Below are 15751 nucleotides of genomic sequence, written 5' to 3'. Positions count from 1 at the left end.
GGTCGCAAAATTTTGTTTTTAACTGTCATTATTAACATCATGTTTACTAACAATAAAAAAGGTGAGCAAAAGGTTAGCTAGCAACCTTACTCACCCTCTTTTTTGTTAATCGATTAGAATCGAAAGAGTGGCGACCGAAACATTTTACGATAATGATCTTTGTTTTGTTTTGGAATCAACTCAGAATAAACGTTGGTTAACCGGCTAGCAACATGATGAAATTGAAAATTAGATTCCACTAATTCTCTTGCATTTCGGGTAATGCTATTAATAGTATCCGGGTTCTTTAAATAGAAATTAATTCCTTTTGCAAATTCACTAGCTTGATCATACTTTTCAATTAAATAACCCGTTTCTTTATGAGAAACTATCTCTGCATTTCCTCCCCTATTTGTTGATATTATAGGGATACCAGCAGCAAAAGCTTCATAGTGAACCCGAGCTAAGGGTTCTTGCCATTGGGAAGAACAACAGAAAATATCACTCATTAAAAAGATGTTAGAAATTTCACTTGCAGGAATAAAATTTGTGAAAATAACTTTGTCACCTAACGGTTCGGCTAGTTTCTTCAAATAACGAATATAGTTATTTATTCCATCATCACTAAACCACTTTCCCCCAGCAATCACAAGTAAAGTATGAGGGTATCTTTTAGCAATAGCTTTAAAGGCGGATATTAGAAGATGAGGTCCTTTATTTTTAGTGAGTCTTCCAACAAATAATATGACCTTTTTATCTCCAATATTGTATTTTTGTCGATATTCTTCTCTAATTTGTTTTCCTTTCTCTGACCAGACTGGAGGATATTCTACTAGATCTACTCCTGAGTAAACTACTTTTGTTTTTGATTCTGCTTCTGGAAACCTCTCCACCACAGTTTGTTTTATATATTCACTAACTGTAACAATCCTTTCAACAGAGTTTACAATTTCCTTTCCATTCTCCAGTAATACCTTTTTTTCAGAAAGCATATCATTATGAAGTCCTAAAACAAACTGACTTGAAGGGGAAGCTTTTTTATAGAGAGGAATATTTAATGGACGGTTAAAAACATGAATAATGTCAAACCTTTTTTCAGTAAGTATTTTAGCAATATCAATTTCATAACTTTCAGATGGTAACCGAATGTATTGCACTTCGTTACGTACTTCATAATCAGGTAGAGATGGATCGGTGACAGAGAAAATAGTTAAGTTATTTTCTTTACTGAGAAAAGGAACTACACCGTCAATCATCATTTGAATTGCACCTCCCTTTATAGCAGGAGAAGGGAGTTTTTCTGTACAAATTAAAGCAAGCCTCATTACTCTTCCTCCTTATAAATAATCTTTAAATCATTTATTTCACGGAGAAGCCCTTCTTTTAACGGCACAGCTGGCTTATATTGCAGAATCTTCAATGCCTTTGAAATATCTGCCCAAGTATGTCGCGGTTCCCCGCGCGGTTCTCCAATAAATTCCACGGTTGCTTTTTTCCCTGTTAAATCTTCTAATATTTCAATGACATCCAATATAGATTTCCGTTCTTTACCACCAATATTAATTGTCTCTCCAAGGGTATCCTCTGCATAAAGAGCAGCAAAAGTTCCTTCTACACAATCTTCTACAAACGTAAAATCACGTGTTTGTTTGCCATCACCGTATATTGGAATAGGTTTATTCGTTAAAATGCATTCGATAAATCGATGAAATGCCATGTCAGACCGTTGTCTAGGTCCATAAACAGTAAAGTATCGAAGAATAGTTATTGGAAGACCATCATTTTCACTGTATACCTTACATAAATACTCTCCTGTTAGCTTCGTTACACCATAAGGAGAAAGTGGTGAAAGTGGGCAATCTTCTGAAACCATACCAACCTTTTCTCCATATACAGAAGAGGTGGAGGCGTAAATAAACTTCTTTAAAGAGACATTCTTACAAGCCTCTAATAGCCGTTGGGTGACAAGAATATTATTTTCCTCATACAACTTGAAATTGTTACCCCAGCTTGAACGAACACCAGGCACAGCAGCTAAATGATATATCACATCATCTTTGGCAAGAATTTCACTCCAATCAATGCCTAGTAAATTCTTATTTATAAATTGAAAACGTGGATGAATCAACAGATTTTCTATATTTCTTAGTTTAATTGACTTCTTGGATGGGTCTATAAAACCATCAATGCCAATAACAACATTCTCTTCTTCCTTTAATAACCTCTCACATAAATGAGAACCGATAAACCCAGCGGCTCCTGTTACGATAATCCTCATTGTCTAGCCACCCCAATATATTGAAGTTGATGTTTTCTTACGACTTTAGGGTCAATGATATTCCGTCCATCTACTAAAATATTTCCCTTCATTAACTCATTTACCTTTTTCCAGTCTACGGTTTTAAACTGGTTCCATTCTGTTGCAATAATTAATGCATCTGCTCCTTTAATAGCTTCATACATGTCATGATGAATGGTAATGGCAGGTTCAAAAGAATTGACAATAGGATCATAGGCGTGGACCTCTGTCCCTCTTTCCAATAATTTCTCAATTAATAATAATGACCTTGATTCACGTATATCATCTGTGTCGGGCTTAAAAGCTAAGCCCCAAACGGTTATTTTTTTCCCATCCAAGTTTGTTAATTGATTTGTTAATTTATCAATATACAAATCAATTTGAGAGTCATTCACATTTTGAACGGCCCTTAACATCTCAGGATTAACATTTCTCCGTTTGGCAGCGTATTCTAATGCCCGAATATCCTTTGGAAAACAAGACCCACCATAACCTAATCCTGCATTCAAAAAATAGGGACCAATTCTATTGTCTGTCCCTAGCGCTTTTGCAATATGCGTTACTTCCACATTATAGGCGTCGCAAATACGGGCGATTTCATTAATGAATGATATTTTTGTTGCCAACAAGGCATTATTGGCATATTTAATCATCTCTGCTCCTGTTAATGAAGTAATAATATAAGGTGCTTGTAACTTCTCATAGAGAGTTTGAATTATTTTAATAGATTGAGGGCTTTTTCCACCCACAACAATTTTATCCGGGTTCATCATATCAAATACAGCATTTCCTTCTCTAAGAAACTCTGGATTGGATACAACGTCGAACATACGCGAGTCGATCCCTTTTTCTATTAATGTTTGATGAATCCATTCATTGGTACCTGGTAGTACCGTACTTTTAATAATGATTGTTTTATGAGAGGTTATCGTCTGTACCAAGGTGTCAATGACTTCGTTAATCGCAGTTAGATTTTGACTCCCATCTTCTTTTGTAGGAGTACCGACTGTGATGTAAAGAATTGGGCATTCTTTTATCACACGCTGGATATCCGTTGAAAAATGAAGAAGACCTCTTTTTTTATTTCGAACAATCAGTTCCTTTAATCCTGGTTCATAAATAGGGATTTCTCCCTCAATTAATTTTTCTATTATCAATTTATTCTTATCAACACAGTAAAGCTCATGACCTAAGTCTGCCAACACAGCACCAGTTGTTAAACCAACATACCCTGTACCAATGACACATATTTTCACCATTATCATCCTTACTTGCTCATGTTAAAAACATTCAATTTATCATTATCTTATTTAGCTTCAAACAAAACGTGAAAGTGGGAAAAATATTTAAGATGAAAATGGTAAAAAAACAAAAACTATATGGTTAAGTACCTTTTCTTATTGGACAAATTACCAAGTAAAATATATTAGATTAATATATAGAAAGTGAAGAGGAGAGGTTATGATGAAGACAGTAAAAAAAGCAATCATTCCTGCTGCAGGTTTCGGTACAAGAAATTTGCCAATAACAAAGGTGCTTCCAAAAGAAATGTTCCCGATCGCAGGTAAACCAGCCATACAATATATTATTGAAGAAGCCATTGAATCAGGAATTGAAGAAATCTTAATAGTGGTATCCCGTAATAAAAATATGATTTTAGATTATTTTGACCGATCTCTAGAATATGAAGCCTTTTTAGAAAAGACAGGAAAACAGCATTTATTGAATAAAATTGTCGGGCCCGCTATTTCTATTCAATATGTACGCCAACCCTTTGCAGATGGACTAGGTACAGCAATACTCTTAGGTAAAAGATTTGCAAGTAAAGATCCCTTTGCTGTTCTTCTTCCTGATGATATATTTCTACAAAGTGGCCAGCCCGCTTTACGAGAGCTTTTAGACGTATACGAAAATTATCAATCTACAGTAATAGCTCTGGAAAAATTGAATGAAAAGTTATTAAAAAACTACGGGGTAGTGAAAGCGATTGATTTGCAAGATAATACCTATGAAATTTCTGATATTGTAGAAAAGCCTCGCTCCACTCCCCCATCTAATTTAGCCGTAAGTGGGAGATATATTTTTGAACCATCTATTTTTTCATATTTAGAAAAAGGAGGTAAAGGAGTTGGAGGTGAAGTTCAACTAACGGATGCAATCCAAAAATTATTAAAGTTAGAAAAGTGCTACGGTGTGGAAGTATCTGCAAAACGCTATGACATCGGTACGGATAAAGGATATTTAAACCTTATTCAAAAATTAATGAGCAATTCTAAAAAAGAGGATGAATAGTCCTTGTTTGAATTGCTCGAGTTATCCTGCAATTAAATGTCCCATCATACCTTATTGGTATACTACAAAACGAATGAACTTAACAAAATATTTAGAGATTCCGCAGCCTGATCTCAACCTTGTTTTGTTTTGCAAACTAGTTCAACAATATACCTCTTATCTCAGACAGAGGATTTGTCCAGGGCTGCGTTCAAATCCTGCATAACACGACGAGACATGCTCGACTTTGACTCCATGGGAACTTTCATACCCTGTTTATTAACTACCTTTGCACACTAATATGACTCCCATCTAAAATACTGAGAGTCTAGGCATGAAATAATATTTTCCCTTTATTCCAGATCTTTAAGATGATCTCTAAGATACTGATTGCGATTTAAAATAAATTGCAGGATAAATTCTTGTTCTTTATCAAATAAATCGATAGCATCCTTTTTATATGGATCTAATGCTATATAGGGACGCAATAATTTATGAAGATTGATAATTCTTGGTTCAAATTCCGAAACTGTAAAGTAATTCTCTAATATCTCTTCTAGAAGAATGCGGTATTGAACACGAAATTCCTTTACATCAAGAAGTCTTGCCGTGAGTGTATTAAAACCTTCGATAGGAACTCGATTAAACTTCATAACCCCTCCATTCCAATCCCTTCCAAATGTTGCATCAAAATCCCATGGGATCATCTCATACAATCCTGATTCTCCATTTCGATAAAGGGCATAATTTTGAATGAAAGCATCGTAGTTTTGTGTGCAAATCACACCACACAGCCAAATTAAATATTTTTTGACATCCAAGTACTTTACTATTTCTTTGCCAAACTCATTACGTGGTATCGTATTGACTTTTATTATTAGCTTTTCTAAATCAGAATCGTCCTCAACATTCCCAATTTTACGCAAATAGCCTGAAATTAATGAAGATTTAGGCTCACCTTTCGTGGTTAACAAAGAAAAATTAGTTTGATGATTCGTTGCGTAATAAATAGGCCCATATGAAAGTTGTCTTTTTTGTAAAAAGTAATCATCAACAGATTCAAGCTGTAAGTAAATTCCTGAGGACCTTCCATTTATCTCAATTAAAACATACCTGCAATCAGGTGAATTGATCCCAATCTGCTTAAAAAAATCAAAAGATAGCTTATTTCGAATGAAAGAAGGATCGCAATACTCTGCATTAATGTGAATTTCACGTCCAAGAAACTCATCATTATATGTTCCAAAATCAATTTTGTAAGATTTTTTTCTTAATTTACGTGTATGATTTCCTCTATAACTAATACCGATATCAAATGAATGATTGTTTATAACTAATTGAGAAGGAATTAATTCATCATGCCAAATATTTTTTTCTAAAAATTCCATCAGTTCTGGTTGCATAGAAATACTTAATGTAGGTACAGTATTCGTCTGCATCTTATATCCTCGCCTCCCTCACTTTACCCATTATCATATGAAAAAAATAATGCAAATGATCATTAATTAATTGGAAGTTTAGAACCAATGAAAAATTTTTTCATAAAATAAACTACCTTAAATATTAAGGATTATAATGAAAGGTGGTTTTTATAGATGGGAAAAGAAGACGTAAAAAAGCTTCTAAATGAGGCAAAAGACGCTGGAAATGAGGAATTCCTAAGTAGAAACCCAGGATCAAAAGCTAATGATAACCGTTCTGGCTCTGGTTCTGGCTCTGGTTCTGGTTCTGGATCTGGTTCTGGCTCTGGTTCTGGCTCTGGCTCTGGTTCTGGCTCTGGCTCTGGTTCTGGCTCTGGCTCTGGTTCTGGTTCTGGCTCTCGTATATGACCATTAGACATGTTTAATCATAATTACTCATGACATGCAGGTAAGAATTGCACAGTTTGATGAAGTATTAAAATTGTAATAAGTTAATATACGGTCGCTACACACTAAAAAAGCAAGAAGTTGATGTGGTCATTCTGACGTAGTTAAAACGCGATTAATCACATCAATTCCTTGCCAATCACTCTGTTATATCAAGGTTAATAAGACGACACATTCCACGTGCGCCGTTTGGGGAAACATGTCTACCGGCTGTATGCTTTTTACTTTATATTGACGGTGGAGAAAATCGATGTCTTTTGCCAGTGTAGATGGGTTACAAGACACGTAAACCAATTTTTTAGGTTTGACTTGTTGGATTGTTTTTAATAATGCTTGATCCAAACCTGTTCTTGGGGGATCGACAACGATAACATCTGGACGAAAGCCTTCTTTCACCCATTTAGGTAACCATTCTTCAGCCTTACCCGTTACATATTTAGCATGCTTCACTCCATGTTTAGCTGCATTTCTCTTTGCATCTGTGATTGATTCTTTTATGATATCCATTCCACGTATTTCTTTTGCTTGATCTGCCAACCATAATCCAATTGTTCCTACTCCGCAGTACGCATCAACAATCGTTTCTTTACCAGTTAGATTTGCTGCTTTTTTGACTTCATTATACAATTTGACGGTTTGCTCTGGATTGAGTTGAAAAAAAGTACGTGCAGATAATTCAAATTGGATATCCCCTAGCATTTCATATATAAACGTTTCACCCGCAAGTGGTATGGTTTCATCCCCAAAAATGAGAGATGTTTTTTGGCCATTGACATTTTGAATAATCGAACGTAAATTCGGAATCCGCTTGGTAGCTTCTTCTACTATTAGTGAAGACTTTGGAAGCTCTTTTTGTCTTGTAATGAGCACAACTTGCACTTCCCCAGTTTTCACACCCACTCTCGTCACAATTGTACGGATATCACCTTTGCGCGTGCGTTCATTATAAGCACTAATGTTTAAATCTTGAAGAATACGCTTCATCGTATTTGTAACAGATATTGTTTCTGGCTTCTGCACGATGCATTCATCAATATCAATAAGCTGATGTGAATTCATGCTATATAATCCTGCAATCACTTCACCTTGCTTCATCCCTACTTGAAATTGGCTTTTATTCCGGTATCTCCAAGGGTCCTCCATTCCGATTGTTTGTTTTATTTGAATGGTGCTTGGATCTATTTTGGTATGTCTCTCAAGTGATTGAATAACCATATCCCTTTTTTCTATTAACTGGCGATCGTAGCGAAGATGTTGTAACTGACATCCGCCACACTCACCAAATAACGGACAAGGTGCCTCTACTCGGTAGGGAGAAGGTTTCCTAACTTTTTTTATCTTTGCTTCTGAAAATTTCGGTTGAACATTTGTGACTTCTACCACAACCTCTTCATCAGGCAGGGCACCAGGAACAAAGACCACTTTCTTTTTGAAATATCCGACACCCTCTCCGTTAATACCTAACCTTTTGATTGTTAAAGGAAACCGTTGCTTGAGTTTTAACTGAACGGCAGTTTCTTTTTTACGATTCGTTTGTTTATTCAAAAATAATCACTCCACAGTTATTCGATACTACGCCATAAATAATAGGTGGCATAGCTTAAATAAGGCGTCCAGTCTTTTGCATATAATTCCATTTGTTCGTAGGAAGGCTTCTGCTCTAATTGATAAAGCTTTTTTAACGCATTTTGCAAGCCAATATCTGCCATTGGATAAAGATTATCTCTCCCTAAACCAAACATCAAAAAATTCTGCACTGTCCATGGACCTACGCCTTTTAATTTAATCAGTTTATCATGAATTTCACGATCTGACAGTTCTTTTAGTTGCAATAAAGATAATTGCTTTTCTGATAACTCTTTAGCAATCCCAATAACATACTCTGCTTTCCTACCACTGAATTGTAATGCCCTTAAATCTTCAATTGTTACATTAGCTACTGTTTCAGGATCAGGATAAAACCAAGCACCATCTTTCTCATAACCAAACTTATGCACAAACCTCATTGTAAGCGTATAAGCAAATTTCATATTCAATTGTTGATGAACAATACATTTGAGGAGCGAACCAAATAAATCAAAATCTAACACAAAAGGTGTTCCATAATGAGCGAGAAAAACATGGCGCAAATCCGTTTTTAAAAAATGTTGATGAACATCTGCTAAGGGAATATTCCACCGAAAAATATCTGTTAATCTAACCAACGCTTCTTCTTTTGTTACTTCATTTAATCCTGTCATTAGAAATTTAGGTTTGTTCGTTGTACCCAAACCTGTGATTGTAACGACGACGGATTCATTTTGTAACTTAAGGGGTACCTTTAACATTCTCTTGTCTCGATTCACCCAAATAAGCGGGTCACTTGATAAGCGACTTAAAACAGCATCAAAATTATAGGGTCCACCTATTTCTTTTATTATCTCCATTCACCGTTCATCCTTCACTGTTTTTTCTCGTATTATACTAAGGATCTTTTTATGAGCTTTTTCAACTATCTTCTATCAAGACGAATATCTGTTCTTATTTATAATTATAACAAGAATTTTACAATGATTTAATGGGGATTTTTACTTCTTAATAAATGATGAATACTGCATCTATTATTTATGTTGCTTATAAATTTTGATGGAACTTTATTAGCATTGTTTTTCTCTTTTTCACGGCTCATAGATCCGGAGCGCTTTCTGTTTGCTTTGTTTCCCTCTTTTTCATGGCTTATAGATTCAAGATTCAAGAAGTTCACTATTTGCTTTGTTTTCCCCTTTTTCATGGCTTTTAAATCCAGGACACTTTCTATTTGCTTTGTTTTCCTCTTTTTCATGGCTTATCCAGAGACTCGTTGTTTGCTCACCGTTTCCCTTTTCACCCTTATTAATCCCGTTGGCACTCTGTTTGCCATTTTTCTTTCTTTATAAATCAAAACACCTACAATGAAGTTCATTGTAGGTGGTGACTGTTAATATAAGTAAGAGCTATCCAAGGCTTGGCTCCACATGAGATCGTCTAACGATTTGAATTCATATCCTCGTTTTTTTAAATCCACAATTGCTTGTTGCAAAGCATCTGCATTATCTTTTGATACTGTGTGTAATAATAATATGCTTCCTGGATGAATCTGCCTCATAATGTTGTCATAGGAGTATTTCCAGCCTTTTTGTTGATCTGTTTTCCAATCAACAAAGGCTAGAGACCAAAAGATATGGGTATAGCCTAATTCATTTGCGTAAGCCAATCCTTGTTCGTTAAAAATACCACGAGGTGGTCTTAAATAGGACATATGTTTAACACCTGTTAACTTTTCTGTCTCAGCTCTCACTTTTTCTAATTCTTGTTTATATTTATCGCGACTGATCCTTGTCATATCTGGGTGAGTCCAAGAATGGTTGCCGATTATATGTCCGTCCCTTGCCATCCTTTTTACTAAATCTGGTGCCGTATGAATATAATGACCCGTAATAAAGAATGTCGCAGGTACTTTTTCTTTTTTAAGCACATCAAGAATTTTATCCGTATACCCATTTTCATACCCATTATCAAAAGTAAGATAAATTTCTTTTTTAGTCGGATCTCCCTTATAAACAGATTGATGCTTTGTTAGAAGATTATCAAGCATTTTTCCCGCTTCCGCCGGTGATTCATTCTGTGCTTTTTTAATTCCCCAATGGATAGGAGCATGGCTGAATTCACTTGCTGAGACAGGGATTGAACAGATAAACAGAAAGCTACTTACTAATATCATCAATTTTTTCATAGCGCTTCTCCTTCTTTTTTTCTTATTCTTTGCTAGCAACAATAAATTACGAGCGCTAAAAGTTTCCAAAATAATTATTCACATAAAAAAAGAGACACCACTATATGTTGGTGTCTCAAAAACAAATTAAAATACACGTTCTTTAAATTTCGCTAGCTTCTCTAACGAGGATTTGTCTACATCTCTATGAAGACTATTTCCGTGAGAATCCATTGTAACCACTGCTGTGAATCCTTCTACACGTAGGTGCCACATGGCTTCTGGAATACCGAAGTTCATTAAATCAACGCCTTCTACTTCTTTAATACAATCAGCATAATATTGCGCTGCTCCACCAATTGCATTTAAGTATACTCCACCATGATCTTCTAGCGCTTTTAATGTTTTCGGTCCCATACCGCCTTTTCCAATCACGGCGCGAATACCGAATTTCTTCATAATATCTCCTTGATATGGTTCTTCACGAATACTTGTAGTTGGACCTGCTGCTTTTACATGCCATTTTTCTTGATCATCTTTCATCATTACTGGTCCACAATGATATATTACTTGTCCATTTAAATCTACAGGGGCATCGTTCTCCATTAAATGATGATGGATCGCATCACGACCTGTATACATCCGACCATTGATTTGAACAACATCGCCAACTTTAAGTTCACGGATTTGTTCCTCTGTTATTGGAGCTTGAAGCGTAACAACTTTTGTTTCTTGTTCAGCTTCTGCTGTTGCAGCTGTTTCTTGCGCTGCTTCGTCAGCAAAATTAATTTTTTCACCATCTTGATAGTGCCATTCATTAATTTCACCTGTGTCAGGATTTACTTTTACCCCAAGTCTACGATATGCCCAGCAATTATAGGCTACAGATACGAAAAAGCTAGCAGGAATACGATTCATCACACCAACTTTACATCCTAATAAAGTCGTTTCTCCTCCGAATCCCATTGTCCCAATTCCAAGCTCGTTTGCATTTTTAAGAACATATTCCTCCAGTTTTCGTAAATCTTCATTTGGATTTACATCATCTACAGAACGGAATAGTTGTTCCTTTGCTAAATCATAACCAGATGAACGATCTCCGCCAATCCCTACACCTATAAACCCTGCACTACATCCCTGTCCTTGTGCTTGATAAACCGAATGCATTATACATTTACGTATACCATCTAAATCGCGTCCAGCTCTTCCTAAACCATCTAGTTCTGCAGGCAAACTATATTGTATATTTTTATTTTCACAACCGCCGCCTTTTAGAATTAAGCGAACGTCTATATACTCTTCTTCCCACTGATCAAATTTAATAACTGGTGTGCCACCACCTAAATTATCTCCACTATTAGCACCTGTTAAGGAATCAACAGAGTTAGGTCTCAATTTACTATCATTTGTTGCTTCTGCAATAGCATTCTTAATTGCTTCTTTAATCTTTAGTTGATTAACGCCAACTGGTGTTTTGATTTTAAATGTCGGTAATCCTGTATCTTGACAGATTGGCGATACGTTATCATCTGCCATAGAGATATTATTTGTAATTGTTGCCAGACTCATCGCTGATCTCGTACCAGCACTTTCTCTTTCTTTTGCTGCCTTAATTGCCCGACGAACATCCTTTGGTAAATTCGTCGAAGTTTCTACAATTAAGTCGTACATACTTTTTTGGAATTGCTCCATATTCATTTCTCAAAGTTCCCCTTTCCCTTTGCGACCGATCAATTTCTTTTGCGAAAAATTAGAATCATTATCGTATACCATTATATACTCATTCTTTAGTCAAGAAAAGACCAACTGTAGAAACAAAAAAATGGTGAAACCCAATTTTTTTCATAGGGTTTCACCACTTCTTTTTAATCTCTATGATTAAATTCCCTTACTTTAGATTCAAGATCATCGATCATTTCGATGAGACGATCAACATCCTCTAACTCCGTGTTTTCAGGTTCTATCGCATCTAATACGTCCATAAACATATGAAGACGTTGCTTTAAGAAAGCTACTTGATTGTCTTTATCAGTAATTGAATTGCCCACAGTATTCGCTCCTTTCTCTACACAACTTTAATCCTACATGAAATGCAATAGAGCTGCAATAAAGGTTTATTTTTCATTAAAGGTTGACAGAAGCTTACGTTAGATGAATAATGACTACAGATTTACTTAAAGGAGTTTTTTAAATGATATCTCAAACGTTACCAATTTCACCAAGTTATGACCCTTGGGAAGCTTATATGGATATCGATGATTATGGAAAATTAACCTTATCCAATATTGAATTTACAACTACGGTTTTATGCAATATGCGTTGTGAGCATTGTGCTGTTGGGTATACTCTGCAGCCAAAAGATCCTGATGGACTTCCTGTTGATTTATTAATCAAACGTTTAGAGGAAATCCCGCAATTGCGTTCACTCTCTATAACGGGAGGCGAACCGATGCTATCGAAGAAATCAGTTAATAACTATGTGATTCCTCTTTTTAAGTATGCTCACGAACGAGGTATTCGAACACAAATTAATTCTAACCTCACATTAGATAGAGGTAAATATGATAGCATTATCCCTTATTTAGATGTTTTACATATTTCTCATAACTGGGGTACCGAAGAAGAATTTATTGAGGGTGGTTTTGCTATGATGGAAAGAAAACCATCCATAAAGCAAAGACAGGTACTCTTTGATCGTATGATCGAGAATAGTAAAGAACTCGTACAAGCTGGTGTAATGGTCTCTGCTGAAACAATGTTAAATAAAAGAACATTACCCTATTTAGAGAAAATCCATAAGCAAATAACCGAAGAAATGCATTGTCAACGTCATGAAGTTCATCCAATGTACCCTTCAGATTTTGCATCTACTCTCGAAACTTTATCATTAAAAGAAATGCGCCAAGCAATCCATCACCTCCTGGATATTCGAGACAAAGATACTTGGATGTTGTTTGGAACATTGCCGTTTTATCCATGCAGCAATAATGAAGAAGACTTAGCTTTATTACAACGTCTTCATAATGAACAGAATGTCACTGTCAGAAATGATCCTGATGGTCGTTCAAGACTAAATGTAAATATTTTTACAGGTGATGTAATTGTAACGGACTTTGGTGATACACCTCCTTTAGGGAATATACAGACAGATGGACTGCCATCTGTTTTCGATAAGTGGATGGAAACAAAGCTTGCTAAGTCTTTAAATTGCCATTGTAGTGAAGCAAGATGTTTAGGGCCAAATGTGTTAGTAAAAGACAGTTATTACCCTGAAATAGACTTCCAAACTAAAAAAGCAAATATCTCAGTTAAAAAATAGAAAAGTGCGCCAATATAAATGGCGCACTTTTCTATTTAACGTGGTCGTTCCGAAACAATAAAGCCAAATGAGACATGATCCTGTATTGGAATCCATGCGCCAATTCCTTGAGAAGTGATATTTTTCACTACTAAGGTTTTTTTGCTTCCTTTCAACATTATATAAACTTCACCATAAGTAACTTTCCCTTTTTCATTAATAGCAGGTGCGTATGCATATAGGTAGCCCAGACGGTTGATTGCAACATGATATTTATGATCTTTTTTCGTTCCTGCCCCTACAACCGTTTCAAAGGATAAGGGTAATCCACTTTTTTCTGTTGCCTTCAACAACATCATCTTTTTAACATCTTGCGCATGTGGAACCTTAGATGTAAGTCCACCTTTCACTACCTTTTGCATTTCTTGAACATAATTCATTTGATAGACCGCATCTCCCCCGCGATTATCAAAATAGTTCGTATTGATCTTTTGAAACTCCCAATTAGGTGATGTTTCTTGTGATTGATAATTGAGTGGCCATTGACCTAAATAAACAATCGCACGGTATCCGATGGCAAAAGGTGTACTATTTACTGTTGTTTCATTTAACATACGTATTAATTCAGGGTTATCTATTTTTACTCTTGATGTCTCCATTAATTCTTGTGTTAATTCACTCGGCTGTAATGTTGGTAAATCTTGAGCAGGGTTTGGATACGTATTGTCCTTTTCTACATTTAGAACAGAACTTGGTATCTCTATCGTCTCCCCCTTTGTTTCTATTTTTCCTTCAGCAGATATCGCTGATTGAAAGGATGTCACCCCAATGGTCATCAATACTAAAGCATATAGCCATTTCTTCATTTCTCTTACTCCTTTCAAACTTATATGCATTAGTTTTTTCGTATGATGTGAATATTATCCATAAAGGAAAATAAAAAAGTAACATTTTTGTAATGTTTTGAATATTTACAAAAGTCTTTATATATTTTATACTATTTATACACTCACTCGAAAGGAGGGCAGCTTCATTACGATTCGCTTTATTTATGAACAAACACCATAAAGGAGTGGTTAATGAATTCAAGCGAATGCACACTAGCAGTCCTCGATTAAATACTTAATGAGTTAAAAATAAAATTGCAAGCGCTTCCTTTTTATTCGAAATATTTCAAAACGACTCCCGGCTAACCTAGGAGTCGTTTTTTTATTATAGTAAATAAAATCCTATACCGATGATGAAATAAGCTGCTAGAAGGGTGCCACCCTCAAACCAATTAGACTCACCATCGTTGGAGATAACCACCATTAGAAAAACAGCTGATACCATCGTGATTAATTCTGGTACTGTAAATACGAGCGGCATCGCTACAGGGAAAAGTAACGAGATAAGGACAAGTATGGGCGCGACAAACATAGCTACTTGTAAAGTAGAACCAACGGCAATCTCTACGGCAATATCCATTTTATTTTTCGCAGCCATAATAATAGCGGAAGCATGTTCTGCGGCATTCCCTACAATTGCAACGATAATGACGCCGATAAACAATTCCGACCAACCAAATGTCTTCCCTACTTCCTCAAAGGTGTGAACAAGATTTTCAGAAATATAGGCTACAGCTAATGTAGCAAGAGCTAATACTAAAATGGATTTTCCTTTGCTCCATTCTGGTACTTCCTCCACTTTCTTCTTTCCGTCTTCATCTCCTTTATTATACACACCTCTATGTGTAACTAATTTAAAGAATAATGCGGCTAAGTATAAAGCCATCAGGATGATGCTAATTCCAATACTAAAGATCATCGTCTTTTCTTCATTCATTGACATTGAAAATATTTCAGGAATAACGAAAGCCACAATGACTGCAAAGATGAGTAAGCCCGCATTATGGCGTGCATCATGGATATTAAAGCTTTGCCTTTTAAACTTTATACCTCCAATAAAAAAGGAAAGACCGGCTACTAATAATAAGTTACCTAATACACTTCCTGTTAATGATGCTAAAACAACACCAATTAATCCCTCTTTTAATGCAAAAATCGCAATAATTAATTCAACCGCATTGCCGAATGTCGCATTTAACAATCCACCTATTCTAGGACCAGCAATAATACTCAAACTTTCTGTCGATCGTCCCATAAAACTAGCTAAGGCAATGATAGCAACACAATAAATAATGAACATCAATGTACTTGACCAATGTAGAAGACTTCCTATTACGGATAACGGTACGCCAATAAATACGAGTATAGCAAATACTTTATTCATCCCATCCTCCTCAAAAAAATCGCTTTACTTTTCTT

General features: G+C 35.6%; 15 protein-coding genes. 3 read left to right on the top strand and 12 right to left on the bottom strand.

All coding sequences use genetic code 11. The features are described 5' to 3' along the window. Window positions 1–113 precede the first annotated feature (113 nt). The 3 genes from MKX78_RS06715 to MKX78_RS06705 are packed head-to-tail and all read right to left on the bottom strand — an operon-like array spanning window position 114 to window position 3534. Complete coding sequence (locus tag MKX78_RS06715) at window positions 114–1304, bottom strand: glycosyltransferase family 4 protein (protein WP_307318053.1); 1191 nt, start codon at window positions 1302–1304, stop codon at window positions 114–116. Then, window positions 1304–2257 (bottom strand): NAD-dependent epimerase/dehydratase family protein, encoded by a 954-nt coding sequence (locus tag MKX78_RS06710; protein ID WP_307318055.1) that lies wholly within the window; start codon window positions 2255–2257, stop codon window positions 1304–1306. The genes MKX78_RS06715 and MKX78_RS06710 overlap by 1 nt, the downstream gene beginning before the upstream one ends. Further along, a complete protein-coding gene (locus MKX78_RS06705; protein WP_095370066.1) occupies window positions 2254–3534 on the bottom strand; it encodes a UDP-glucose dehydrogenase family protein in 1281 nt (426 codons plus the stop codon). Before MKX78_RS06705 ends, MKX78_RS06710 begins: the two co-directional genes overlap by 4 nt. Before the next feature lie 208 nt (window positions 3535–3742). On the opposite strand from MKX78_RS06705, the gene MKX78_RS06700 reads away from it, so the two are divergent. Continuing rightward, entirely contained in the window at window positions 3743–4570 is an 828-nt protein-coding gene (locus tag MKX78_RS06700) for a UTP--glucose-1-phosphate uridylyltransferase (protein ID WP_095370067.1), read from the top strand. A gap of 332 nt (window positions 4571–4902) precedes the next feature. Here the strand turns inward: MKX78_RS06700 and MKX78_RS06695 are convergent, their stop codons facing one another. After that, window positions 4903–5988: a CotH kinase family protein gene (locus tag MKX78_RS06695; protein ID WP_307318057.1), complete on the bottom strand. Its 1086-nt coding sequence runs from the start codon at window positions 5986–5988 to the stop codon at window positions 4903–4905. A gap of 156 nt (window positions 5989–6144) precedes the next feature. On the opposite strand from MKX78_RS06695, the gene MKX78_RS06690 reads away from it, so the two are divergent. Beyond that, window positions 6145–6378, top strand: coding sequence for a hypothetical protein (locus MKX78_RS06690; protein ID WP_307318058.1), 234 nt, complete (start codon window positions 6145–6147; stop codon window positions 6376–6378). Between the two features lie 186 nt (window positions 6379–6564). Here the strand turns inward: MKX78_RS06690 and rlmD are convergent, their stop codons facing one another. The 6 genes from rlmD to MKX78_RS06660 all read right to left on the bottom strand — a co-directional run bounded on the left by rlmD (window position 6565) and on the right by MKX78_RS06660 (window position 12195). Then, the gene (gene rlmD / locus MKX78_RS06685; protein ID WP_095370070.1) at window positions 6565–7962 is read right to left on the bottom strand and encodes a 23S rRNA (uracil(1939)-C(5))-methyltransferase RlmD; all 1398 of its coding nucleotides are present in this window, start codon (window positions 7960–7962) and stop codon (window positions 6565–6567) included. 17 nt (window positions 7963–7979) lie between these two features. Further along, window positions 7980–8843 carry a DNA-3-methyladenine glycosylase family protein gene (locus MKX78_RS06680; protein WP_307318059.1) on the bottom strand — a complete coding sequence of 288 codons (864 nt, stop codon included), beginning with the start codon at window positions 8841–8843 and terminating at the stop codon, window positions 7980–7982. A 128-nt stretch (window positions 8844–8971) separates the two neighbouring features. Beyond that, complete coding sequence (locus MKX78_RS06675) at window positions 8972–9238, bottom strand: hypothetical protein (RefSeq protein WP_307318060.1); 267 nt, start codon at window positions 9236–9238, stop codon at window positions 8972–8974. A gap of 135 nt (window positions 9239–9373) precedes the next feature. Beyond that, the gene (gene pdaA, locus MKX78_RS06670) at window positions 9374–10168 is read right to left on the bottom strand and encodes a delta-lactam-biosynthetic de-N-acetylase (RefSeq protein ID WP_095370072.1); all 795 of its coding nucleotides are present in this window, start codon (window positions 10166–10168) and stop codon (window positions 9374–9376) included. Window positions 10169–10294: 126 nt separating this feature from the next. After that, on the bottom strand, window positions 10295–11845 hold the full coding sequence (locus MKX78_RS06665; RefSeq protein ID WP_095370073.1) for a fumarate hydratase: 1551 nt from the start codon (window positions 11843–11845) through the stop codon (window positions 10295–10297). 167 nt (window positions 11846–12012) lie between these two features. Continuing rightward, complete coding sequence (locus tag MKX78_RS06660) at window positions 12013–12195, bottom strand: SE1561 family protein (RefSeq protein ID WP_095370074.1); 183 nt, start codon at window positions 12193–12195, stop codon at window positions 12013–12015. Window positions 12196–12338: 143 nt separating this feature from the next. On the opposite strand from MKX78_RS06660, the gene yfkAB reads away from it, so the two are divergent. Beyond that, a complete protein-coding gene (yfkAB, locus tag MKX78_RS06655; RefSeq protein ID WP_307319343.1) occupies window positions 12339–13466 on the top strand; it encodes a radical SAM/CxCxxxxC motif protein YfkAB in 1128 nt (375 codons plus the stop codon). Window positions 13467–13501: 35 nt separating this feature from the next. On the opposite strand, the gene MKX78_RS06650 is transcribed toward yfkAB, so the two are convergent. Both MKX78_RS06650 and cax read right to left on the bottom strand, forming a co-directional pair. Continuing rightward, the gene (locus MKX78_RS06650; protein ID WP_307319345.1) at window positions 13502–14311 is read right to left on the bottom strand and encodes a YfkD famly protein; all 810 of its coding nucleotides are present in this window, start codon (window positions 14309–14311) and stop codon (window positions 13502–13504) included. A 346-nt stretch (window positions 14312–14657) separates the two neighbouring features. After that, window positions 14658–15716: a calcium/proton exchanger gene (gene cax, locus MKX78_RS06645; protein WP_095370077.1), complete on the bottom strand. Its 1059-nt coding sequence runs from the start codon at window positions 15714–15716 to the stop codon at window positions 14658–14660. Window positions 15717–15751 lie beyond the last annotated feature (35 nt).

This window comes from Cytobacillus sp. FSL R5-0569 (genome assembly GCF_038007265.1).
Taxonomy (GTDB): Bacteria; Bacillota; Bacilli; order Bacillales; family Cytobacillaceae; genus Cytobacillus; species Cytobacillus kochii.
This window is presented reverse-complemented; position numbering and strand designations above follow the sequence as displayed.